At 62.3% G+C, this 22,864-nt stretch carries 26 protein-coding genes; 14 read left to right on the plus strand and 12 right to left on the minus strand.

All coding sequences use genetic code 11. The annotated features are described in order from the left end of the window. Positions 1–37: 37 nt before the first annotated feature. Positions 38–1,351 (plus strand): ATP-binding protein, encoded by a 1,314-nt coding sequence (locus Q1K29_RS15740; protein WP_300396041.1) that lies wholly within the window; start codon positions 38–40, stop codon positions 1,349–1,351. Here Q1K29_RS15740 and Q1K29_RS15745 read toward each other — a convergent pair. Both Q1K29_RS15745 and lgt read right to left on the minus strand, forming a co-directional pair. Then, positions 1,348–2,388 (minus strand): SAM-dependent methyltransferase, encoded by a 1,041-nt coding sequence (locus Q1K29_RS15745; RefSeq protein WP_300396042.1) that lies wholly within the window; start codon positions 2,386–2,388, stop codon positions 1,348–1,350. The two genes, Q1K29_RS15740 and Q1K29_RS15745, sit on opposite strands and share 4 nt — an antisense overlap. Next, complete coding sequence (gene lgt / locus Q1K29_RS15750) at positions 2,385–3,323, minus strand: prolipoprotein diacylglyceryl transferase (protein WP_300396043.1); 939 nt, start codon at positions 3,321–3,323, stop codon at positions 2,385–2,387. Before lgt ends, Q1K29_RS15745 begins: the two co-directional genes overlap by 4 nt. A gap of 87 nt (positions 3,324–3,410) precedes the next feature. Here lgt and Q1K29_RS15755 point away from each other — a divergent pair, with 87 nt between their 5' ends. Next, a complete protein-coding gene (locus Q1K29_RS15755; RefSeq protein ID WP_300396044.1) occupies positions 3,411–3,656 on the plus strand; it encodes an accessory factor UbiK family protein in 246 nt (81 codons plus the stop codon). A 6-nt stretch (positions 3,657–3,662) separates the two neighbouring features. Here the strand turns inward: Q1K29_RS15755 and modC are convergent, their stop codons facing one another. The 3 genes from modC to modA are packed head-to-tail and all read right to left on the minus strand — an operon-like array spanning position 3,663 to position 6,206. Continuing rightward, complete coding sequence (gene modC / locus Q1K29_RS15760; protein ID WP_300396045.1) at positions 3,663–4,775, minus strand: molybdenum ABC transporter ATP-binding protein; 1,113 nt, start codon at positions 4,773–4,775, stop codon at positions 3,663–3,665. Beyond that, positions 4,759–5,430, minus strand: coding sequence for a molybdate ABC transporter permease subunit (modB, locus tag Q1K29_RS15765; RefSeq protein ID WP_300396046.1), 672 nt, complete (start codon positions 5,428–5,430; stop codon positions 4,759–4,761). Before modB ends, modC begins: the two co-directional genes overlap by 17 nt. Positions 5,431–5,435: 5 nt before the next feature. Continuing rightward, entirely contained in the window at positions 5,436–6,206 is a 771-nt protein-coding gene (gene modA, locus Q1K29_RS15770; RefSeq protein ID WP_300396047.1) for a molybdate ABC transporter substrate-binding protein, read from the minus strand. Between the two features lie 214 nt (positions 6,207–6,420). On the opposite strand from modA, the gene Q1K29_RS15775 reads away from it, so the two are divergent. From Q1K29_RS15775 to Q1K29_RS15795, 5 genes are all read left to right on the plus strand, one after another. After that, a complete protein-coding gene (locus Q1K29_RS15775) occupies positions 6,421–6,921 on the plus strand; it encodes a YbjN domain-containing protein (RefSeq protein ID WP_300396048.1) in 501 nt (166 codons plus the stop codon). Continuing rightward, the gene (gene proC / locus Q1K29_RS15780; RefSeq protein ID WP_300396049.1) at positions 6,908–7,714 is read left to right on the plus strand and encodes a pyrroline-5-carboxylate reductase; all 807 of its coding nucleotides are present in this window, start codon (positions 6,908–6,910) and stop codon (positions 7,712–7,714) included. The genes Q1K29_RS15775 and proC overlap by 14 nt, the downstream gene beginning before the upstream one ends. A 3-nt stretch (positions 7,715–7,717) precedes the next feature. Then, complete coding sequence (locus tag Q1K29_RS15785) at positions 7,718–8,365, plus strand: hypothetical protein (protein ID WP_300396050.1); 648 nt, start codon at positions 7,718–7,720, stop codon at positions 8,363–8,365. A gap of 45 nt (positions 8,366–8,410) precedes the next feature. Then, positions 8,411–9,190: a peptidoglycan editing factor PgeF gene (pgeF, locus tag Q1K29_RS15790; RefSeq protein ID WP_300396051.1), complete on the plus strand. Its 780-nt coding sequence runs from the start codon at positions 8,411–8,413 to the stop codon at positions 9,188–9,190. A gap of 340 nt (positions 9,191–9,530) precedes the next feature. After that, positions 9,531–9,803 (plus strand): hypothetical protein, encoded by a 273-nt coding sequence (locus Q1K29_RS15795; protein ID WP_300396052.1) that lies wholly within the window; start codon positions 9,531–9,533, stop codon positions 9,801–9,803. A gap of 102 nt (positions 9,804–9,905) precedes the next feature. On the opposite strand, the gene Q1K29_RS15800 is transcribed toward Q1K29_RS15795, so the two are convergent. Further along, positions 9,906–10,772, minus strand: coding sequence for a DUF4238 domain-containing protein (locus Q1K29_RS15800; protein ID WP_300396053.1), 867 nt, complete (start codon positions 10,770–10,772; stop codon positions 9,906–9,908). 170 nt (positions 10,773–10,942) lie between these two features. Here Q1K29_RS15800 and Q1K29_RS15805 point away from each other — a divergent pair, with 170 nt between their 5' ends. Together Q1K29_RS15805 and Q1K29_RS15810 are read left to right on the plus strand one after the other, a co-directional pair. Further along, complete coding sequence (locus Q1K29_RS15805; RefSeq protein ID WP_300396055.1) at positions 10,943–11,875, plus strand: ribose-phosphate pyrophosphokinase; 933 nt, start codon at positions 10,943–10,945, stop codon at positions 11,873–11,875. A gap of 92 nt (positions 11,876–11,967) precedes the next feature. Then, a complete protein-coding gene (locus Q1K29_RS15810; RefSeq protein ID WP_300396056.1) occupies positions 11,968–13,365 on the plus strand; it encodes an NAD-dependent succinate-semialdehyde dehydrogenase in 1,398 nt (465 codons plus the stop codon). Positions 13,366–13,403: 38 nt separating this feature from the next. Here Q1K29_RS15810 and Q1K29_RS15815 read toward each other — a convergent pair whose 3' ends face one another. Both Q1K29_RS15815 and Q1K29_RS15820 read right to left on the minus strand, forming a co-directional pair. Continuing rightward, positions 13,404–14,846, minus strand: coding sequence for a M23/M56 family metallopeptidase (locus Q1K29_RS15815; RefSeq protein ID WP_300396058.1), 1,443 nt, complete (start codon positions 14,844–14,846; stop codon positions 13,404–13,406). 2 nt (positions 14,847–14,848) lie between these two features. After that, on the minus strand, positions 14,849–15,244 hold the full coding sequence (locus Q1K29_RS15820; protein ID WP_300396060.1) for a BlaI/MecI/CopY family transcriptional regulator: 396 nt from the start codon (positions 15,242–15,244) through the stop codon (positions 14,849–14,851). Positions 15,245–15,462: 218 nt separating this feature from the next. Between Q1K29_RS15820 and Q1K29_RS15825 the strand changes: the two genes are divergently transcribed. After that, complete coding sequence (locus Q1K29_RS15825) at positions 15,463–16,155, plus strand: 50S ribosomal protein L25/general stress protein Ctc (RefSeq protein ID WP_300396062.1); 693 nt, start codon at positions 15,463–15,465, stop codon at positions 16,153–16,155. Between the two features lie 77 nt (positions 16,156–16,232). Then, positions 16,233–16,850 (plus strand): aminoacyl-tRNA hydrolase, encoded by a 618-nt coding sequence (gene pth, locus Q1K29_RS15830; protein WP_300396064.1) that lies wholly within the window; start codon positions 16,233–16,235, stop codon positions 16,848–16,850. Between the two features lie 3 nt (positions 16,851–16,853). Here the strand turns inward: pth and Q1K29_RS15835 are convergent, their stop codons facing one another. Next, entirely contained in the window at positions 16,854–17,897 is a 1,044-nt protein-coding gene (locus tag Q1K29_RS15835; protein ID WP_300396066.1) for a hypothetical protein, read from the minus strand. A 148-nt stretch (positions 17,898–18,045) separates the two neighbouring features. Between Q1K29_RS15835 and ychF the strand changes: the two genes are divergently transcribed. Both ychF and Q1K29_RS15845 read left to right on the plus strand, forming a co-directional pair. Continuing rightward, positions 18,046–19,143, plus strand: a complete 1,098-nt coding sequence (gene ychF, locus Q1K29_RS15840) for a redox-regulated ATPase YchF (protein ID WP_300396067.1) — start codon at positions 18,046–18,048, stop codon at positions 19,141–19,143. Positions 19,144–19,292: 149 nt separating this feature from the next. Beyond that, complete coding sequence (locus tag Q1K29_RS15845; RefSeq protein ID WP_300396069.1) at positions 19,293–19,784, plus strand: NAD(P)H-dependent oxidoreductase; 492 nt, start codon at positions 19,293–19,295, stop codon at positions 19,782–19,784. Positions 19,785–19,902: 118 nt separating this feature from the next. Here the strand turns inward: Q1K29_RS15845 and Q1K29_RS15850 are convergent, their stop codons facing one another. The 3 genes from Q1K29_RS15850 to Q1K29_RS15860 form a co-directional block, all read right to left on the minus strand. After that, positions 19,903–20,193 (minus strand): DUF3175 domain-containing protein, encoded by a 291-nt coding sequence (locus Q1K29_RS15850; RefSeq protein WP_300396071.1) that lies wholly within the window; start codon positions 20,191–20,193, stop codon positions 19,903–19,905. Between the two features lie 61 nt (positions 20,194–20,254). Beyond that, positions 20,255–20,647, minus strand: coding sequence for a VOC family protein (locus Q1K29_RS15855; RefSeq protein WP_300396073.1), 393 nt, complete (start codon positions 20,645–20,647; stop codon positions 20,255–20,257). Further along, positions 20,632–21,261 (minus strand): sigma factor, encoded by a 630-nt coding sequence (locus Q1K29_RS15860; protein ID WP_300396075.1) that lies wholly within the window; start codon positions 21,259–21,261, stop codon positions 20,632–20,634. Before Q1K29_RS15860 ends, Q1K29_RS15855 begins: the two co-directional genes overlap by 16 nt. 116 nt (positions 21,262–21,377) lie before the next feature. On the opposite strand from Q1K29_RS15860, the gene rmuC reads away from it, so the two are divergent. Then, positions 21,378–22,748 (plus strand): DNA recombination protein RmuC, encoded by a 1,371-nt coding sequence (gene rmuC / locus Q1K29_RS15865; protein WP_300396077.1) that lies wholly within the window; start codon positions 21,378–21,380, stop codon positions 22,746–22,748. Positions 22,749–22,864 lie beyond the last annotated feature (116 nt).

Below are 22,864 nucleotides of genomic sequence, written 5' to 3' on the forward strand. Positions count from 1 at the left end.
CTTTCGTATTGGGGCGAGCCTCGCTAGTCAGGATCGGATGCCGAAGCGGTTTCACATACGCCTGAGGGACATTACCCCGCGCGGCCTCTATCCGCGGTCGGTGCTGATGGTCGTCCTGCCCGTCATCCTGCTGCTGACGGCAGTGACCTATATCTTCTACGACAGCCATTGGCGCCACACCTCGCGAAAGCTCAGTCAGACCATCTCAAGCGAGATCGCCTTCATGGTCACGCTGCGCCATGAATATCCCGGCGAGTTCGAGATGCTGGCCAGTGAAGCGAGCCGCTCCATGCAGCTCGACGTGACGGTGCTCGAAGACACAGAGCTGCCAACCGAGCAGAAAGGCCTCTTCTTCACCGCGCTGGACGAAATCCTGTCGCGTGAACTCAGCGTCTCGCTGGACCAGCCTTACTGGTTCGACCTGTCAGGCTATGGAGAAACCGTCGAGATCCAGGTGCAGGATGGCGCGGACGTGCTTCAGTTCATCGCCGAGCGGGACCGGACCTTTTCGACGACCGGCCATATCTTCATCGTGTGGGTCATCGGGGCGACGGGCATTCTCGTTGCCCTCGCGCTGGGTTTCCTGCGCAATCAGGTCCGCTCCATCCTGAAGCTGACGGAAGCCGCCAAATCCTATGGCCGCGGCCGCGACACGGGGAACTACCGGCCATCCGGCGCCACTGAAATCCGCGACGCGGCCCGGGCTGTCATGGATATGCGCACACGCCTGACCACGTTCGCTGAAGAACGCACCACAATGCTGGCCGGAATCAGTCATGACCTGCGCACGCCGCTGACACGGCTGAAGCTGCAGCTCGCCATGCTGGAGGATACGGAAGACATCCGGGCCGCCAAGGCCGACCTTGCTGAAATGTCCGCCATGCTGGAGGAATATCTCGCCTTTGCCAGCGGCAAGGAAGGTGAGCAACCGGTCTCCTTCCGCTTCGACGATATGGTGCGGGACGTTGCTGAGGGGCTGGAGGGAGCCGTGGCCTTCAAGCGCATGGATGAAGTTTCCCTGATTGCCCGGCCAGGGCTGATCCGCCGGGCGGTGTCAAACCTCCTGTCCAACGCGCTTGGCTTCGGCTCGCATGTCGAGGCGGAAGTCATCAACGGCCCACACATGATCGAGCTTGTGGTCGATGATGACGGGCCGGGCATCCCGGCGGAGCGTCGTGAAGAAGCGTTCAAACCGTTCCATCGGCTGGACGCTTCACGTAATCAGAACGTCCCCGGCACCGGCCTCGGCCTCTCCATAGCGCGCGACACGGCCCGCCAGCATGGGGGTGACATCCGGCTTGAAGACAGCCCGCTTGGCGGGTTGAGAGTCCGGTTCAGGCTACCGCGCTAGAAACCGGCTGGCGGCGCGAGCCCCGGGGCACTCAGGCAAAGCACCCTGAAACGGCTGCCCATCTCTGCCGGATCGACAAGACGGCGCACGCCGTCATGGATCGCCTCCGCCTCTTCAGGATTGGCTTTTATCAACGCCTGCATGCGCGCTTCGGCCCCGAGCGACAGCAGGAATGGCCCCTGCTCCACAGGCCCCGCGACCTCCAGCCCTGCCGCGTCTGCCAGCCTTGCCAGACGGCCAAAATCCACATCGACGGTCAGATCGCTCTCGCCCGGATGGGCCAGCGGGTCGACCTGCTCTCCCCGCAGGAAAGCCCGCAGCGTGTCGCCTGGGGCCAGGTTGGATGGCCCGTAATCGATGAATAGCGCCCGCCCAGGCACCTGCTCGAAGGCGTCCCTCAGAACATCAACAAGGGTCTCAAGCGCGGGCTGGACTTCAGCGGCCTCCCCGGAAACCTGGGCGACCGGGGTACTGGCCGCATCGCCGGCGATGCCGAAAGCAAGCTCGCCAGCCTCATCAAGACCAACCACCTTTTCGCGCCACTCGCCATCCGACATCACAAACTGGCGGGCCGGCAGGCAGTCCAGCCACTCATTCGCAACGAGGATGAAGGGTGCTTCGCCAAGGGCCTGAAAGGCACCAAGAAAATCGGGATGGAACTGGGCGAGTGCTTCGCTCTGGCGCGCCGCATGGACGGGGCTGGCTTCGTTCATGGCGAGCGAAAACGCCTCGCCGCCACCGGCCTTGCCGATCACGCGCAGCATGTCGGCCATCATCGTGCCACGGCCGCCGCCCACTTCGACCAGCCGCGCCGGGTTCGGCGCGCCCATCGACTGCCACTCATACAGCGCCCAGAGGCCGAGCAGCTCACCGAACACCTGGCTGATCTCGGGGGCTGTAATGAAGTCACGCCCAATCCCCGGACGCGTCGCATAATAGCCGTGCTGCAGGTCATGCAGGCAGGCGTTCATATAGGCCGAAACCGGAAGTGGCCCGCCAGCCTGGATGAGGGATTTGAGGTCGTCCTTCAGGCTCACGCCGACGCCGCACTCGCTGGTGGTTTGCGCATCGAATTCCAGACAAGAAACGCCCCGCCAAGCCACATCGGCAGGGAGAGAAGCTGACCCATTGTCAGCCACTCAGGCATCACACCCAAGGTGAAGCTGTCTGGCATCCGGAACTGCTCAACGATCGAGCGTCCGATTCCATAAAGAAGCAGGAAAAGCCCTGCTGCCATGCCTGGCCGCTTCAGCAGACCAAAGCGCCAGACCAGAACGGAGATGATGATGGCTGGGATCAGGCCTTCCAGCGTCGCTTCGTATAGCTGGCTCGGATGGCGCGCGACTTCAGCGCCGGTATAGACCCATTGATTGGTTTCCCAGTTATAGGCCGAGGGCGTACCCCCGGCATTGCCTTCCGGAAACACCATGCCGATCGGCAGGTCGGTCGGGCGGCCAAAGAGCTCGGCGTTGATGAAGTTCGCGCAGCGCCCGAAGAACAGGCCGATCGGCGTTACGACACCGGCGATGTCGGCGATTGGCATAAGCTTGATGCCACGCTGCCTGGCAATAATCAGTATCGCCACGGCCACACCTAGAAGCCCTCCATGGAAGGACATGCCCCCTTCCCAGATCCTGAGCAGGCTCCACGGATCGCGCTGAATGAACTCGAACTGGAATGGCAGCTGGTAGAACAGGATGTAGCCGATCCGGCCACCCAGAATCACGCCGAGGGTCACATAGAAAAGCAGGTCGTCGATATCATCGCGGGTCGCCGGGCTCTGCCCACCCCAGAGGTTGGGTCGGCGCACCAGCGCCAATGCATAGCGCCAGCCGATAACGAGGCCGGCAATGTAGGCCAGCGCATACCAGCGTATCGGGAAGGTCGGCAGGCCGAGAAAGCCGAGGTCGATCTCGATCAGCGCAGGACTGAACTCCGGAAAACTCAGAGCGGCGGTCGTGAGTGCGTACATGCGGCGTCTTTCCCCTGTCTGCCACCGGTCCTATCTGCTAGGCATTCCGGGTAACCAGTCCCTCTCAACGCGGCAAGGAGTAACCGCATGGCGAGTTCAAATCCACTACTCGATGACCTTGCAGGCCTGATGACAGGCGCGATGGGCGCCGCCCGCGCCGCCGGTGACGAAGCCCGCACTGCCGCGCAGGCCCGTGTGCGCTCGATGATCGCCGACATGGACCTCGCTGAACGCGACGAGGTTGAAGCGCTTAAAACCATCGCCACCAGAGCGTTGGAGCGGGTCGAAGACCTCGAGAAACGTATCGAGGCGCTGGAGAAGAAAAAGGGCTAGGAGCCCTCAGCTCGCACCGAGATCTCCGGCCAGGCTCATGCTCTTGATGAGTGCGAACACCTCCATGCCTTCCGCGAGCTGCAGCTCTGCGAGTGCCGCGCGCGTAATCCGAGCTCGCAGGCGGTTTGGACCGACCTGCAGGTCGATGTCAGCGTGTGGGGCCTTTGCCTCTGCCGAAATCGCCGTGATCCGCCCCGGCAGCATATTCCGGATGCTCAGCCCTTCAGGCTTGTGCGTCGCGACGGCGACATCCCGCGAATCGACAAAGAGACGAACCGTACTGCCCACGACCAGCCGCTCATCCAATGGCAGGCTGATCGAGGTTCCCGCAAGATCCAGCCTTGTGACGCCAAGGGCTGCATCATGACCGAGAACCCTTGTCTCGATCAGGCTCCCCGTCATGCCATTGGCCATGAGCGGCGCGAGATCGAGCGTCTGCATCACCTCGCTGATTGCGCCATTCGCTGTGACGGCGCCGTTCTCCAGCACCAGCATGTGCGTGGCCAGCGCGCTCACCTCCTCAATGTCGTGGCTGACATAGAGCGTGGGCAAGCCAAACCGCGCCGGCACGTCGCGCAGATAGGACAGGAGTTCGCGCTTTGAGGCCCTGTCGAGGCCGGTGAGCGGCTCATCCAGCAGAAGCAGACGTGGGCGTGACAACAGAGTCCGCGCCATTGAAACGCGCTGGCATTCACCGCCCGAGAGCCGGTCAATCCTGCGGTCGAGCAGGCCTGCTATGCCCGTCGCCTCAACCACGTCATCAAAGGTTATATCGCTCTGCGCCATCCGGCTGCGACGCTCGGCGAAGACGAGATTGCCACGCACGTCGAGATGGCTGAAAAGGCGGGCGGCCTGAAACATGTAACCGACCGCGCGCCTGTGCGGTGGTACATTCCGGCGCTCATCAGAGGAAAACCAAACTTCACTGCCCAATGCGATGCGGCCCCGATCCGGGCGGTCGAGCCCGGCAATGGCCCTAAGCAGCGTGGTCTTGCCGCTGCCGCTTGGACCGAACACCGCCGTAATGCCGTCAAGCGGCACAGCTTCATCGACGTGCAGTTCGAAGCCGCTGCGCGCAAGGGCAACGCGAAGGACAAGGGGGTCAGCTGGTGCGGACACGCCAGCTCCGATTGATCGCATACACCCCGGCCAGCACAAGGAAAGCAAAGACGAGGAGACCAGCCGACAGCAGGTGCGCATCGCCGTAATTCTGGTTCTCGACCTGCTCATAGATATCGATGGAGACCACACGCGTCCGGTCCGGGATGTTACCGCCAATCATCAGGACAACGCCGAACTCCCCGATCGTGTGCGCAAAGGTAAGTACGCCGGCCGTAATCAGGCCACGGACCGACTGGGGAAGCAGGACACTGAAGAAGGCATCGAATTGCGAGGCGCGGAGCATCGCAGCGGCCTCCATAGGCGCCCGGCCGACCGCTTCGAAGGCGGACTGGATGGGCTGCACCATGAAGGGCAGGGAATAGATGATTGAGGCAACAACCAGTCCGGCAAAGGAGAAGGTCAGTGTTTCGCCCGTGACAGACACCCAGAAGGCGCCAATGGGCGAAGTCGGGTTCAACGCAATCAACAGGTAGAAGCCGATCACGGTCGGCGGCAGGACAAGCGGAAGAGCCGTCACCGCCTCCACGACAGGCTTCAACGGAGAACGCGTGCGCGCAAGCCACCAGGCCAATGGCAAGGCAATGACGAACAGGATCAACGTCGTGACCGCCGCAAGCTGGAGGCTGAGCAGGACGGGGGCGAGGTCAGGCATGACGTTCAGCCGGTTTCATAGCCGTACGCCGCGATCGTCTCACGCGCCTCTTCGGTCTTCAGATAGTCGATAAAGCCCCGCGCCGCCTCATTCTCACTGGCTCGCTCCAGCAGAATGGCGTCCTGTCGGATCGGGGAATGAAGCGACTGAGGCGGCTGCCAGTATGACCCGCCGAGAGGTCTGCCGGGCGATGCGATCTGCGACAGGGCGACGAAGCCAAGTTCAGCATTCCCGCTCGTGACGATGGCCAGCGCCTGTCCTACATTTTCACCGCGAACGATCTTGTCCTGCAACTGCCCAGCAAGGCCCAGCGCGCCGATCACTTCCATCGCTGCAGCGCCATACGGGGCCAGATCGGGATTGGCGATAGCGAGGGCGCGAAAGTTTCCTTCGCGCAAGACGGCCTGGCCATCTCGCTGGAAAGCTGATGGGTCCGTGCTCCACAAGGCGAGTTTCCCGATGGCATAGGTGAAGCGCGTGCCAGCGACGGCATCCCCATCGTCTTCCAGCATTTCAGGCCGGCGCTGATCGGCCGCAAGAAACACATCGAAAGGCGCGCCATTTGTGATCTGGGTGTAGAGCTGGCCGGTTGAGCCCGAGGCAACCGAAATCTCATAGCCCGTCGACGCCTCGAAATCGGCTTCAAGCACCTCCGCCACTTCCCGGAAATTGGTTGCCACGGCCACGAGCGCATCGCCGGCAGGACGCCCGTCACCACAGGACACCGGCAGGAGAAGGACAAGAAAAGCAAATTTGCGAAGGAAAAGCCGGAGCATGCTTTCGCCTAGCACCCCCGAAATAGCCCGGCAACTGGATGTCAGGCGCTGGCGCCCGACTGTCCTCAAGCATTGAAACGCGCCGTTCCCCATGCGACGGACATGCTGAGCCGCTTCCACAACCCTTGGAAGAAGTCCGGTTGCAGGCGGCTATCCCCGTGATACCGTCCTGACCAGTGGCGATTTCGCCACGATGATTCGGAAGGACCAAGCCATGAGCCTCGACCTTCATACGCACGATACTCCGGCTGATCCGCTCGATCTCGTCGAAGCCTGCCTCGAGAATGCAGGCTGGGAGCATCAGCGCGACGATGACACCGCCATTCAGTGCATCGCCCAGAGCCGCTGGGGCGAAATGGGCGCGCTCTTCGCTGCCCGCCGCGAGCCACCGGCGCTGCACTTCACCCTGACGCTCGACCTGAAACCAACCGCTGCGCGCCAGAACGCGATCGCCAAGCTCGTGCTGATGGCGAATGAACGCCTCTGGCTCGGCCATTTCGACTACTGGGCCGATGATCATGTCATCCTGTTCCGCCACACCCTGCCCTTGCTCGACCGCCTCGAGCCCGATCCGGGTGAGATTCGCGCGGTTCTTGCTGCCGCGACGGATGCGGTGAACATGTTCGTCCCGGCGTTCAACTTCGTGATCTGGGCCGGCAAGACGCCGGAAGAAGCCATCGACGCAGCCCTCTTCGAGACAGATGGCGAGGCCTGAGCCGGGGATTACACTTGTCGGCGGCGGACGCATGGGCTCCGCGCTGGCCGGCGGGTGGATCCAGTCGAATTATGACGGTCCCATCGCCATTATCGATCCTCAGCCATCCTCGCAGCTGACCGACTGGGAACGCGACGGCAAGATTACCCTGAACCCGGCACCCGGACCGGCGACCACGCTGGTCGTCGCCGTGAAGCCTCAGGTTTTCGACAAGATCTCCGATCAGATCCGCGCTCATGTGGGCCCGGACACGCTGGTGCTCTCCATCATGGCGGGCATCACACTCGACTCGCTGGCCCGCACGCTGGGCACAGACAGGGTCGCCCGCGCCATGCCGAATACGCCAGGCCTCGTCGGCAAGGGCATGACCCTGCTCTGCCTGCCGGATGAGGCCAGCGCAGATGATGGCGACTACCTAAAGGCCCTGCTGACACCGCTTGGTGACGTCGAAGGCCCGATCGGTGAGGACATGATCTCCGCCGCAACAGCCATTTCAGGCTGCGGGCCAGCTTATGTCTTTCTGCTCGCTGAAGTCATGGCAGCGGCCGGAAAGGCGCATGGGCTCGATCAGGACATGGCGATGCGGCTGGCCAAGAAGACGATCGAGGGCGCAGGCGCGCTAATGATGGAGTCCGAAGAAGCGCCATCGAAGCTGCGCGAGAACGTGACCTCGCCCGGCGGCGTCACGAAAGCCGCGCTGGACGTCTTGATGCAGGACACGGCGATGCCATCTCTCATGGAGCACGCTGTTGGGGCGGCGATCAAAAGGGATCGCGAACTCTCGGGAGACTGAACCTTGGTCGAAGATCGCAGGACCATCCTCGAAATGGGCGTCCGCGCCGCGCTCAAACTAGCCACCGACGAGCCATGGGCTGACCTCACCCTGGCGCAGATCGCCGATGGGGCCGGCATTCCGCTGGAACAGTTTCATGGCGTCGCCAACAAGGATACCATCGCCGACTCCGTCGAGCGCTATTTCGACAGGGCGATGAGCGAAGGCTCCTTCGATGAGGAGGAAATGCCCCGCACGCGGCTGTTCGACGTCATCATGATGCGCTTCGAGGCGATGGAAGATTATCGCCCCGGCCTGTTGTCGCTGATGAAGTGGCGCCAGTCACAGCCGCTCCGTCTCATGAACCTCATTGCCGCCCGCCAGGCCTCCGCCGACTGGGCGCTGGTGTGCGCCGGTCTCGACAGCTCCGAAGGCCTGCCAAAGCCCGTGAAAGCGACAGGTGTGGCTTGGGCGATTGCGCAGGCGGAACGGGCCTGGCGCAAGGAAGAGTCGGCCGATCTTTCTCGCACCATGGCGGCGCTGGACGGAGAATTGCGCAAGATGGAAGAGCGCGCCAGCTGGATTACCGGGCGGCGGAGGAAGAAATCCGCAGATAGCCCATCAGAGGCCGCCGAAGCGCGGGACGAAACCTCCCCGGAGCAGGCTGAATAGGCGCCCCCGTTTGCTTTTTCCGCCACGTGGCCTATGCCCTCGCCCATGAGCATTCTTCCCCATACGCTTGCCCCGCATATTGCCAGCATGAAAGGCATCCGCCACGGCTTCTTCGGACGCCAGGGCGGGGTCTCCGACGGCATCTATGAAAGCCTCAATGTCGGCCCCGGCTCCGGCGACCGGCCCAAGGCCGTGACCCGCAACCGGGCGCTGATGGCCGAGGCGGTGGGCGCGTCGGGACCGGAAAACCTCCTCTCCTGCCACCAGGTGCATTCTGACCGCGCCATCCTCGCGACGATGCCGTGGGGCGATGACCGCCCGCAGGCCGACGGCATGGTGACCGACCTGCCCGGCATCGCGCTCTGCATCCTCACCGCCGACTGCGTGCCGGTGCTGCTGGCAGACCGCAAGGCCGGGATCATCGGCGCCTGCCATGCCGGCTGGAAGGGCGCGCTCGGCGGCATCTGCGAGGCGACCATCGCCAAGATGGAGACGATCGGCGCCAGCAGGAAAGACATCCACGCCGCAATTGGCCCGTGCATCGGCCAGGAGAGCTATGAGGTCGGCCCGGATTTCCGTGAGGCATTCATGGAAAAGGCCCCGTGGAGTGGCAATCTCTTCCATGCCGGCCAGGGCGACCGTTTCCACTTCAACATCGAGACCTTCGTGAAGAACCGCCTGCTGCACGAGAAGGTCGCCTGGGTCGACGTCATCGGCCACGACACCTGCGAGATGGAGGAGATGTATTTCTCCAACCGCCGCCGCAACCACCGCGACGAACCCGATTATGGCCGCCAGGGCTCGGTCATCATGCTGGAGGGATAGGGACCAGACGGTCCACCGCTCTATCCCGCCCGAGAGGTTCCGGGCGCGTGCCGGACAGCATGGCCTCCATCCCCCAAAAACGACAGTCCGAAAACGTTCCGGTTTCAGTCCGGAAACAGTCCGGTTCCGGGGCCCGGAAAGCGTTCCGGAAACAGCCCAATTCCAGCCCAGTTTCAGCCCAGTTTTGGCGAGCAGAGCCGTGTCCGCCTCAGGTGACCTTCAGGGTGGTCTACGACCGTCGGCACCCTCACCCCTGACCCCTCTCCCGCAACCGGGGGGACGCGCCGGCTCAGGCGAGCCTCATATGGGCGAGGGGCACGCTTCGTGGTAAACTGGATTCATGAGCTACGATGTTGGCGCTGGCGACCTGGTGCTCTGCGTGAATGCGGCGCCGAACCATGTGACGGGCGAGCCGGTGCCGCTCGTGGCGGGCGAGACCTACCGGGTCTACTACGTCATGCCCTTCCTCTGCCCGTGCGGGCGCTCGGACGCCCTGCTCGATGTCGGCGTCGGCTTCGCCTGGTGCCAGACCCGCTTCCGCCTCCTGCCCAAACCGAAGAAGCGGCAAGTGACGCGGAAGGTCACTGCGCCGAAGGAGGTCGAGACGGTGTGAGGGACGGCGGGTGTATTGTGCTCCGAAGAACGACACTTTGAAAACAGTGAAATTAATCAAACCGAACAAGCACGAATAGACCGAAAACAACCGATCTTTACGTTACATACCAACAAGCGATTTCAATAGTTTTTCCGAGTGCGAGGCGATTTCGTGACTATTCTTGGCGGCGTACTGGTTGATCTGACGGATTTTTTCAGGACTTGCTACGTTTCTATGGGGAATCCCGTTTCGGATATCGCGAACCAGAACCAACGCTATCTTGGGACAAATCGGCATCCACATTTCCATATTCGGATTGGATAGACCATTGGAGCCACCATTTCCTATTCGATAGACCATTCTACTAGCAAGAATGAATGAGTGCTTTGTCTCAGAGATCGCCCATCTAGGCACAAACTCAGAAAGCGTTTCTACTACACGCTGGCTGTCGTTGATTGTTGCGGCCACTCTTATGTGCCTACCTCGATCACGCAACCGGGCTTCGTTTGACAATTCAGCTTCTAGTTTTTGGCGTTGCTCAACGGGGACATCATCTGGCATTGCCCGCAAAGTGTCTTCAACAAGTTCTTTCCCAAGCTCAAAATCGTCGTGATCCTGAAGAAAATCAGGTGTTCTTTTTGCCATGTGCATCGCTGTCTTACGCAGAGAATCCAAAGATTCGTCGGAAAAGTCGGGAATCTCTCCACGATCGAGAATCTCAATAGTTTGTGGAAGAATGCGACCGAGAAAGTCGTCTAGTTTCGCATAAAATGCACGCTCAATTCGGTCAGAACGTTGTTCATCTTCCAAGATCGTATTGTAATCTCTTATGACAAAAGTCTTTTCAATCGGCTTGCGCTTTGGCGCCGAATAAGTGCCGAGTTGGTCCTTCTTAGCACGCCAAATTTTTAGGGGATCACCCTCAATCCCAAATTGCCTTTGCAGTACCTTTGGGACGATGTGATGGTTTTTGGCTCTGTTACCCATTGTGCTTGCTATAGTGCCTTTCTGCGTATCAAGCCGCTGGAAATCAACTATCCTGAACTTTAACGTCCGCTTTCGGTTCTCCCACCCCACCTGCACCCTTTTCCTTGCGACTCGGCGCGCCTTGTTCCAAAAGCGCCGCTAGCGGATCAATGGAAGGGCTGGCCTGAGCGATGAAACTGATTTCCTGCAACGCGAACCGACCCCTGGCGGAAGCCATTGCGGACCATCTCGACTGCCCGCTCTCTGCTGCCGAGATCAAGAATTTCTCCGACAATGAGATCTTCGTGCGCATCAATGAAAATGTCCGCGGCGAGGATGTCTTCGTCATCCAGTCGACCTCGAAGCCGGCCAATGACAATTTGATGGAGCTGCTGATCTGCATCGATGCGCTGGTGCGCGCCTCGGCCAGCCGGATCACCGCCGTCATCCCCTATTACGGCTATGCCCGCCAGGACCGGAAGACCGATGGCCGCACGCCGATCTCCGCCAAGCTGGTTGCCAATCTGATCGCCAAGGCGGGTGCCGACCGCGTGCTGACCATGGATCTCCATGCCGGCCAGATCCAGGGCTTCTTCGACGTGCCGACCGACAATCTCGTCGCCATGCCAGTGATCGAGAACGACATTCGCATCACCCATGGCAGCAGCAATGTCATGGTGGTATCGCCCGATGTCGGCGGCGTGGTGCGCGCGCGCAACCTCGCCAACCGGCTGGGGGTCGATCTTGCCATTGTCGACAAGCGCCGCCCGGAAGCCGGCAAGTCGGAAGTCATGAACATCATTGGCGATGTCTCGGGCCGCCACTGCATCATGGTCGATGATATCTGCGACTCCGGCGGCACGCTGGTGAACGCGGCCGCCGCGCTGAAGGACAAGGGCGCCAGCGGCGTCAGCGCCTATGTCACGCACGGGGTGCTGTCCAACAATGCGGTCAAGCGGGTAGAGAAATCCGTCATGGACGAGATCGTCATCTGCGACACGATCCGGCCGACCGAAGAGGACTTCAAGTCCAAGAGCCTGCGCGTGTTGTCTGTCGCCCCGCTTCTGGGCGAAGCCATCCGCCGCATCGCGAACAATGAAAGCGTCTCGAAGCTGTTTGACTAAAATGTGATCTGGCCTGCGACACCTCGGCAGGAACGGCCCTTCCGCCTTCGAGTTGGTTTTGTAACGAACCACCAAGAAGGAAGGGCCAAGAAATGGCTGACAGTCAGCAACTGGGCGACATGCTCACCACCATCAATCCCGCCAATGGGCAGGAGCTCGAACGCTATCCTAGAATGGGCGACAGCGACGTCGAGACGATCATCCAGAATTGCCATGAGGCCTTCCTGGACTGGCGCCATGAAAGCCCGGAAAAGCGCGGCGAAATCATCAAGGCCATCGGCGAGGGCCTACGGTCGAAGAAGTCCGAACTCGCCAGGCTGATGACCAATGAGATGGGCAAGCTCGTCAAACAGGGCGAGCAGGAAGTCGATCTCTGCGCGGGCATCTGTGACTGGACCGCGGCGAACGGGCCGAAGGAACTGGCCGCCGAAGAGCGCGAGCTGCCGAATGGCGGCAAGGGGCGGATCGCCTATTCGCCGATCGGCGTGATCTACGGCATCCAGCCCTGGAACTTCCCGGCCTATCAGGTCATCCGCTATGCCATCGCCAATCTGATGGCGGGCAATGGCGTCCTGCTGAAGCATGCCGAGTCGGTGACCGGCTCAGGCCTGATGCTGGAAAAGATCTTCCGCGATGCCGGGCTGCCGGAGAACCTGTTCTCCGTCCTGCGCATCAATCATGACCAGTCCGACGCGGTCATCGCACACAAGCTGGTACGCGGCGTCACGCTGACGGGCAGTGCCGGGGCCGGCCAGATCATCGCCAAACAGGCCGGCGAGAAGCTCAAGAAGACCGTGCTAGAGCTCGGCTCGAACGACGCCTATATCGTGCTCGCCGACGCCGACCTCGACAAGGCCGTGCGCCAGTGCGTGATGGGCCGCGTCTACAATAATGGCGAGACCTGCGTGGCCGCCAAACGCTTCATTGTTGTCGACGAGATCTATGACGACTTCCGCGACCGCTTCGTAAAGGCGATGAAGGACGTCAAGATGGGCGACCCGCTCAACAATGAGGGCGATATCGGCCCGATGGCCCGCGAGGACCTCCGCGACGACCTGCATGAGCAGGTGCAGAAGAGTGTCCAGAACGGCGCGCAGATCCAGTGCGGCGGCGACGTGCCCAAGGATGATGGCTGGTGGTATCCGGCGACCGTCCTCGACAATGTGAAGCCCGGCCAGCCGGCCTATGATGACGAGCTGTTCGGCCCAGTCGCCTCGCTGATCCGCGCGAAGGATGGCGATGACGCGATGCGGATCGCCAATGACAGCCGCTTCGGCCTCGGCGGCGGCATCTTCTCCGAGGACAAGGAGAAGGCCATCGAGCTCGCGGAGAAGCATTTCGACACCGGCATGGTGTTCATCAACGGCTTCGGCCTGGCACAGCCCAACATGCCGTTCGGCGGGGTCAAGGACTCAGGCTATGGCCGCGAACATGGCGGCTTCGGCATGAAGGAGTTCGTGAACGTGAAGGCAATCAATGTGATGGGCTAGCCTGAGGCCAGCCCACCACCGAAAACTCAAAGCGATTGTCAGCCGGCCGCGTACAGCACGAGGCCGGCTGATTTTTGCGGGTCCAGCGGTTTCAGCTCGGTCTCGCCGCTCTCGGCGTCGAGCTGCGGCTGCCAGTGTTCGAGATGCAGGTGCGGGCCGGTCGCATACTTGCCGGACATGCCGACCTTGCCGATCACAGTCCCGGCGTTCACCTCATCGCCAACCTCGACAAGCCGCTCGCTCAGCTGCGCGAAGCGCATCTTGCTGCCATCGCCGAACGCGATCTCGACGGTCTCGCCATAGCCTTTCTTCGAGGCGGACAGGACGACCGTGCCGCATCCAGGCGTGTGAACCGGTGTGCCCATCGGGGCCTTGATGTCGGTGCCGTTATGGAAGACGGGCTTCTTGGTGACGGGATGGGTGCGTTCGCCATAGCGGCTCGAGACGCCGGCGTCGGGGCTGAGCAGGACCGCGAAGTCAAAGCTCGCCTCGCCATCCTCCTTCCCATCGGCCGCAGCGACCGCGTCCTTCTGGCCTTCCGCTAGCGCGAAAGGGGTCAGCGCAAGCGCGACAAGGCTTGCACCGAGAGCCATGACAGGACGCGATCGCGCCGGGCGGTGTTCGAACAGACGGTTGAGACGCATGGGTAGGCTCCGTTTTCTGGGCAGGATGAAAGCAGCGACGGGGAGCGCGCGCACCGGCGCACTGATCCGGGCGGCCTGGGCGAGCGTGCGGGCATAGCCGATCCGGTCGCCGCTCAGCTCGGAGGCGATCTCGTCGCACACGGCCTCGCGCCAGAAGTCGAGTTCGCGCCGCATCATCCAGGCAAAGGGGGAGAACCAGAAGATATCCGCAACGAGGCGCTCCAGCGGCCGCGTGATGAGGTCACCGCGTTTCAGGTGAACGCACTCATGGATCCCGATCTGGCGCAGGTCTTCCGGCGCCTCAAGGCCTTCCGGTACATAGATGGCGCGGCTGGCAAAGCCTGCGATGAAAGGCGATCCACCGGGGATCAGCCGCACATTGGGTACCCGCTCGAGGCCCAGCTCTGTCAGGGGAAAGGCGTCGATTGTGCGCCAATAGGCCACCGAGCGGGATTTCAGTCGCTGCAGGCGCGCCTGGGCGAGGAGGGCTGCGCCAAAGCGCAGGGCCCAGCCGGCGGCCAGCACGGCGAAAAGGGTTGGCGCTGTCCAGGCCCATTGCGGGCCGGACACGGCCGTCTGCAGGCTTGTCGAAGCCGCCGAGACCGCTCCGGCCGCCGGTTCGACATAAGGGATGTCGGGCAGCGCCGAGGGCAAGGTCTGCGGCACAAGGCTCGCCACGCCGATCACGACCACCGGCAGGGCGCTCAACAGGGCGGCGCCGCGCCAGACAAGCTGTGCAAATCGGGCATTGACCCGTCCGGCTGTGATCAGGCTCGAGGCTCCGGCAAGGAAGCCGGTCCAGAGCAGGATAAAAATGACAAACCAGGCGATGCTCATCGCTATTCCCCTCTCTCTGCCCGTTCCTTGTCTTCAGCGGCATTGATGATTGCATCGAGCTCATCGAGCTCTTCGCTCGACAGGTGCGGACTTTCGGCAAACAGTGCGGCGGGCAGCGGCCCTTTCAGATCGAGCACCTGACGCGCCAGCTGGCGGACCAGACCGCCCAGCGTTTCCACCCGGTCGAGCACGGCGACATAAAAAGCCGCGGCTTCCGTCGACTCCCCGTCGCGCTTCACCCAGCCCTTGGTCTCCATCCGGTTGATCACCGTACGGGTGGTCGAAAGCTGCCAGCCCTGAGCCGGCCCGATGGATTCATGGATTTCCCGCGCCGTGCGCCGTCCGGCTGACCACAGGTATTTGAGAATGACGAGTTCTGATGCATTCGGTTTTGACATGATGTGGTGACCCTTCCACGTTACAGTTGTCATATCGGATGCGCTTTACGTTACATGTGTAACGCATCACGTCAAGACTGAATCAGTCCAGCAGTTGCCTGCCCTGCCTACATCGTGTAATGGCCTCCGCTTCGAAAGGGCGGCGCAAGGCCGTGCCTGTCAGGCTGTCACCGACCGGAAAGAGACCGGCGGCGGACTTCAGGGCGAAAGGAAAAACAATGGCCGAAAAACTCAATTTCAATGTCGAAGTGCGCGAGCGCACCGGTAAGGGCGGCGCACGCGAAGCCCGTCGCAACAAGATGGTCCCGGGCGTCCTTTATGGGGGCGGTGAAGATCCGGTCGCCATCACGCTCAGGCTCAACGAAGTGATCCGCGCGATCAATTCCGGCCAGTTCCTGACCTCGACCGCCAACCTTGTCCATGACGGCAAGAAGCAGCTGGTTATCCCGCAGGCGATCCAGATGCACCCGGTCACCGACATCCCGATGCATGTCGACCTCTACCGCGTGAAGGCGAGCCAGATCATTTCGGTCGAAGTGGCGGTTCACTTCCACAATGAAGAGCAGTCGCCGGGCCTCAAGCGCGGTGGTGCGCTGAACGTTGTTCGCCACGCGGTTGAACTCAACGTGCGCGCCGACGGCATTCCGGACCAGCTGGATGCCGACCTGACCGGCCTCGATATCGGTGACAACGTCAAGATTTCCGACATCAAACTGCCGGAAGGCGCAGAGCCGACCATTACGGATCGCGACTTCACCATCGCGACGATCACCGGCCGGATGGCTGAAGTCGTCGACGAGACCGATGAAGAGGCCGCAGAGGCCGATGAGGTCGAAGCCATCAACCAGTCCGATGAGGACGAGGGTGAAGGCGAAGGCGAAGCTGACGGCGAAGAAGAATCCAAGGAATAGTCTCCCGGATTCTGGGCTGGCTTTCGGGTCAGCCCGGCCCTTCGGGGCCTGAAACGGGCACGAGCACGGAGCCTGTCATGCAGATTCTTGCAGGCCAGGGAAATCCGGGTCCGAAATATGCCGGCAACCGGCATAATCTCGGCTTCATGGTGCTCGACCGGATCGCATCCGATCACGGCTTCGGCCCCTGGAAGCAGCGTTTCCAGAGCGAGGCTGCAGAGGGCACGGTCCAGACCGCCAACGGCCCGGTGAAGCTGCTGCTCCTCAAGCCGCAGACCTTCTACAATGAAAGTGGACGCGCGGCCGGCGAGGCGGCGCGTTTCTTCAAACTGCCGCCGGAAGCCGTCACCGTCTTCCATGACGAGATCGATCTCGCTCCAGGCCGCCTGCGCGTGAAGCGCGGCGGCGGGCATTCCGGCAATAACGGAATCCGCTCCATGCTTTCGCATCTGGGGCCTGACGTCCGCCGCATCCGTCTTGGCGTCGGCCATCCAGGCGACAAGACCAAGGTCATGCCTTACGTCCTGGCCGACTTCGCGAAGGCGGAAAAGGACTGGGTCGAGGCGCTGCTGGATGCCTGTTCGCGCGCCCTGCCGTACCTTCTCGAAGACAATGATGAGCGCTTCCAGACCGAAGTGCTGCGGCTTGCTCCGGCACCGAAATCCGATCCGCGTCAGGGCGCCCGCGAGACCTGAGCCCTACTCGTCTTCGGGCGTTTCTTCTTCCGTATCGTCCACGATCGTCCCTGTGCGGAGCGGCGGGATCTCGATCAGGGAGCGCGGCACCTGTCCGGGCGGACAGGCCTCGACCAGTGCGGGCAGGCCGGCATTGCCGATCGCGCGCAGGCGCGCCTCGTCGGCGCCACCTGTTCCAGCCTGACCGGAGCGGAAGACCCAGGCCAGGATCATCATCAGCGCGATCCCGCCAAGGACCGGCCCGATTATCGTCCAGCCGATATCCTCACGCTCTTCATCAACCAGCGAGGCCGGGCTCGGCCGGCGATATGGCATGGCCGAAGGCGACCGGGGCGGATTGAGCTTGATCTTCGGTGTCAGCGTTTCCTCGCTGGCGAGTTCCGATGTGGCGGCGGGTACGGCTGCAGCTTCGGTGTCCGGGGCTGTCTCCTCGACAGGTTTTTCGGGCTCAGGCGCTGGCGGGGCAGCTGGCGTCTTCGCGGTGGGTTTCTTCGCAGCTTGCTTTTTCGCAGTTGGCTTTTTCGCCGGCGCTTTCTTCTTCGCCGTCCCGGCAATCGGATCTTTCGGGTGCGCCTTCTTCCAGGCATCCTTCGCTGCGGTATCGCCCGCGGCGATCTTCAGGAAGTCCGAGAGGTCCTTGCGGCCCTGCGCGGCGCCGAGTGCGTCCACAAGCGCATGAAAACCGGCCGGGATGCGCTTGGGGCCCATGCCGGAAATCCTGAACCGCTCATCCTTGTCGAAGGGCTCGTTCGGGGTGGCAGAGTCGAGATCGGCCTGGAACAGCGCATCCTTGAGCGCACGGGCGAGATGCGCAATCGCCTCAACCCATTCATTGTCCGGCGAGGCCTTGTCGGCAGCCGTCTTCGACCACAGCACCAGCACCGCGCCGGACTTGTTCGCATCATTGATGTCGCGCGAACTCGGCGTCGTATGCTCGCGCTTGGCGTCGTAGCGAACCTTGAACTTCAAGGCCCGCAGGCGCTTGGCGACCAGGTCAGCTTTCGTCTTGTCCGCCATGGCAGACGCAATCATCACGTCATAGGCCATATTGTCCTCCAGGAATCTACCCACTCGGAATGCAAGCTTCGGGCCTGTCTTTTTCCTTCAATACCAGTTTCTTCCGACAAAACACCCTGTCCTGCTGAGCAAAATGCGCTATGCCGCTCGCCGCAAGACCCGAGCGAAGGAGACTTTCATGGGATTCAAGTGCGGCATCGTCGGCCTGCCGAACGTCGGCAAGTCCACCCTGTTCAATGCGCTGACCCAGACAGCCGCCGCCCAGGCGGCAAACTATCCCTTCTGCACGATCGAGCCGAATGTCGGCGAAGTCGCCGTGCCGGAGCCGCGCCTCGACAAGCTGGCCGAGGTTGCCGGCTCGAAGGAAATCATCCCGGCGCGCATGAACTTCGTGGACATTGCCGGCCTCGTCGAAGGCGCCTCCAAGGGCGAAGGCCTGGGCAACCAGTTTCTAGCAAACATTCGCGAGACCGATGCCATCATCTATGTCCTGCGCTGCTTCGAGGATGACGACATCACCCACGTCGCCGGACGCGTCGACCCGATTGCCGATCTCGATATCGTCGAGACCGAGCTGATGATCGCCGACATGGAAAGCCTCGAAAAGCGCCGCGCTGGCGTCGAGAAGAAAGCCAAGTCCGGCGAGAAGGAAGCGAAGGAAACGCTCGCCCTGCTCGATCTGGCGCTGGCTGAACTGAATGAAGGCCGCCCCGCCCGCATGGCTGATGTGCCGAAAGAGGACCAGAAGGCCTGGCGCATGCTGCAGCTCCTGACCGCCAAGCCTGTCCTGCTGGTCGCCAATGTCGACGAGGACAGTGCAGCCACGGGGAACAAATATTCCGAAGCCGTGCTCGAACGCGCCGAGAAGGAAGGCGCTGAAGCCGTCGTCATTTCCGCGCAGATCGAGGCGGAGATGGCCGTGCTCGCCCCGGAGGAGCGCGCAGAGTTCCTCGAAATGCAGGGCCTCGAAGAGCCGGGCCTGAACCGTCTCATCCATTCCGGCTATCAGCTGCTCGGCCTTCAGACCTATTTCACGGTCGGCCCGAAAGAGGCGCGCGCCTGGACCATCCGCAAGGGCTGGACCGCACCGCAGGCCGCCGGGGTCATCCATGGCGACTTCGAGAAGGGCTTCATCCGCGCCGAGACCATCGCCTATGACGACTTCGTGTCGCTGGGCGGTGAAGCGGCCGCCAAGGAAGCCGGCAAGATGCGCCAGGAAGGCAAGGAGTACGTGGTCAAGGAAGGCGACGTCCTGCACTTCCGGTTTAACGTTTGATCAAGTAGCACATTCCCGTCATCCCGGACGCGAAGCGATCCGGGACCCATGGCGGTCGAGAGCCTACCTCCCAGCCGCCATGGGCCCCACCTTTCGGTGGGAGGCGGACAGTGGTTGGCTTGTGCTCACGCGTCATTACACTCCCTCCCATGCCCAAACTCCTTATCGTCTATTTCTCCCGCACCGGCGGCGCCGAGCAGATGGCGAAGGCCGCTTTCGAAGCGGCTCAGTCTGAAGAGGGCACAGAAACGGTGCTGAAGCGCGCCGAAGAGGCCGGGCCGGAGGATTTGCTTGAGGCTGACGGCTACATCTTCTGCGCGCCGGAAAACCTCGCCGCGATTGCTGGCGGCATGAAGGAGTTCTTCGACCGCTCCTATTACGCTGTCCTCGGAAAGATCGAAGGGCGGCCCTATGCGCAGATGATCTGTGCGGGCTCCGATGGCGAGAACGCGATGAAACAGACCGCGCGCATCGCCACCGGCTGGCGGCTGAAGGTCGCGCAGGAAGGCTTCATCGTCTGCACGCATGCCCAAGGCAAGGAGGAGATCCTCGCCGACAAGACAATTGACGAAGAAGATCTCAGGAAGTGCCGCGAGCTCGGCGAAGCCATGGCGGCCGGGCTCGCAATGGGTGTGTTCTAGCCACTCAACATAAGCCGCCTCCCCACCGAAAGGTGGGGTCCATGGCGGTTGAAAGCGCACTTTCCAGCCGCCATGGGTCTGAGCTTGCGCTGGGAGGGCGGCGGTAAGCTGAGCGAGCCTACCCCTTCGGCTCCCGCCCGAACTGCTTGCGGAGTTCGTCCTTGGCCGCTTCCAGTTTCTCGCGGTCCTTCTTCGACAGATTGCGGCCCGCGCGATTGATATGGAAGGTCAGCATCGACATGGCCGAGGCATAGGGCGAGGCCTTCTTCTTCCCGCTCTTTTCCGCCGAGCGTTTCAGTGAGGCAGCAATCCCGGCAGGGTCGTTCCTGGTGAACACGCCGTCTTCAAGATCGAGCGCGTCGCTCTTTTCGGTCACCTCCTGTGACCACTTTTCCTGTTTGCCGGACATGGGCGAAGCTCCCTTGCAAAGAGAGGCAACGAGTGCCTCGCCCTACCCGTTCCCAGCGGCCCTAGCGCGGCTTGTCGGGGGCCTGGTACATGGACAGCGTGTGGCCGTCCGGGTCAGCAAAGTCAGCCGTCAGGCCGCCGTCTGGTGCGTGCGAGACCGGCGTGACGATCGTTACCCCCTTTGAGGCAAGGCCCTCCACGACCCCCTCGATCCCGCCATCCGCGAGTTCGAACACCACGACCGGGCTGTCGCCCTGTTTGGACGGCATCTGGAAGAAGATGAGGCTGACGCCGCCTGCCGTCTCGGCCATCAGCCAGTCGGCCCCGCCGCCCTCACCCGGTTCGCCGGGCATGCGATTGACGCTCAGCCCGAGGGTTTCCTTGTAAAAGGCTTCGGTTCGGTCGATGTCGGTCACGTAAAAGACGATGGCGCCGATATTCATGTTTGCGAGCATGGATGGGTCTCCTTTTCCGGTGGCTCACCCTCCTGTTGCCGCACGCCCGGCTTTTGTGAGCTGGCGAGGACAAAAAGATGGCCATCCGGATCATGACTGGCGAGAAAACCGCCGCGGCGCTTCAGCCGATCGATCATGCTTCGTCTTAGCGCGCCAAAGGGGAGCGCCCCCTGCAGCGCCTGCGCGCCGCCGGTCTGGGGCAAGCCCGCGAGCGCCCGCTTGAGCTGGCTGATCCGCTGTCGGAGTGCTGTATCAGACAGGCCAAGCAGCCAGGCGATTTCAGGCCGCGTCGCGCCGGCAAAGGCAAGCAGCGCGACCAGACGCAGAGAACGCGGCAGGGCCGACACGTCCGGCAGGCCATCTATCCCGCCAGCCTCCTGCGTGAGCCCATCCGCCTGCCAGGCACGCTCACGTTCGCGCCGCCGGACAGCGCCCCGCGCTTCCATCCGGGCGCGATTACGGATCACACCCGAAAGCCAGGCCCGCGTCTGGCCGGACGCGAAATCGGTCCGCCCGGCCTCTATGGCGGCCAGCAGCGCCTGCTGGACAAGGTCATCGGCCTCATCGGGCGTATGCGCATGACGGCGCGCCACTGCGCGCAATGACTGAGGCAAGTGTCCCGCCAATCCACATCCTCTTTCCAGCGCCGCACTGGACGCACCCCTTTGTTCCTTGTATGTTCTGCGTGTTTCCACCGCAGAGTCAAGCCGAATCGGACTAGAAAAGCCCCATGGACGCTCTCATCACCATCGGCTCGCTCAGCCTCGACCTCGTACACCTGCTCCTCATTCTCGCTGCGGCGGCGCTCGCAGGGGCGGTCTTCTGGCTGCGCGGGGAGCTTCGCAACCGCACCGGGGAAGTGGAACGCGACCTCGCCCATACCCAGGAGCTGCTCGAGACGGCGAAGGCCGAGCGCGAGGATTTCCGCCAGCAGCTGAAAACGCAGGCCGCCGTGGCTGACGATGCGAAAATCGCGCTGGCAAAGGCCGAAGCGCGCAGCGAGGAAGACGAGAAGAAATTCGCCGACCTTGCCCAGCGCGTGCTCGACCAGTCGAGCCGGCGCTTCCTCAGCCAGGCGGATGAACACTTCAAGCGCCACAAGGAGGGGGCTCAGTCCAACCTCAAGGAGCTGATGACCCCGATCAACAAGAACCTCGAGGATTTCGCCAAGAAGGTCGCAGACCTCGAAAAGGTTCGGGCGCAGGACAAGTCCTCCATCCAGGAGCAGGTCAAGGCCATCGGCGAGAGCCTGAAACTGCACACGACCGAGACCAACAAGCTCGTCACCGCGCTGTCGGCGCCCAAGGGCGGCGGGCGCTGGGGCGAGACGACGCTGCGCAATGTCATGGAGCATGCGGGCCTGTCAGCCCATTGCGACTTCTCCGAACAGGTGCATGACCGCGTGGATGAAAAGGCGATCCGCCCGGACGTCATCATCAAGCTGCCCGGCGGGCGCGAGATCGTGGTCGATTCAAAGGTCTCGATCGAGGACTATCTGAAAGCGCTGGATGAGACCGATCCGGCGCGGCGCACAGCCTATCTCAAGGCACACGGCAAGAAGGTGCGCGACCACATCAAGACGCTGGGCTCGAAGGATTATCAGAGCGCCTTCTCGAAGCGCGTGGACTTCGTGGCGCTGTTCATTCCGGGTGAGAATTTCTATGTCGCCGCGCTTGAGCATGAGCCGGACCTGTTTGACTTTGCCGCCGCCCGGCAGGTCATCGTCGTGACGCCGTCCACCCTGCTCGCGCTTGCCAAGGCGGTCGCCTATGGCTGGCGTCAGGAACAGGCGACCGAGAATGCCCGTCAGGCCGCCGAACTCGGCCGGGACCTCTATGGCCGGCTGACCTCAATGGGCGGGCATATCGAGAAGCTCGGCAAGTCCCTCAACATGACGGTGAACCACTTCAACAGCTTCTCCGGCTCCTTGCAGAGAAGTGTGCTGCCGGCCGCGCGCAAGTTCGAGGACCTGCACATTTCGGACTCCAGCAAATCGCTGCCAGAGCTCGATACGATCGAGAACCACGCGGCGCTGCCGGACAGGACCGGTGAGCTGGATTTCTCGGACGCCGAGGATGGAGACGAGGAGGATGCGGCCTGATCACAGCGCTCACGCGTTGATTTTCCAGCGTCTCCCTCCTATTTTACCGGCATGGCTATTCGCGAAATTCTCACCGTCCCGGACCCGCGTCTGAAGGAAGTCTCCAAGCCCGTCGA

The organism is Henriciella sp. (genome assembly GCF_029937755.1).
Lineage (GTDB): Bacteria > Pseudomonadota > Alphaproteobacteria > Caulobacterales > Hyphomonadaceae > Henriciella.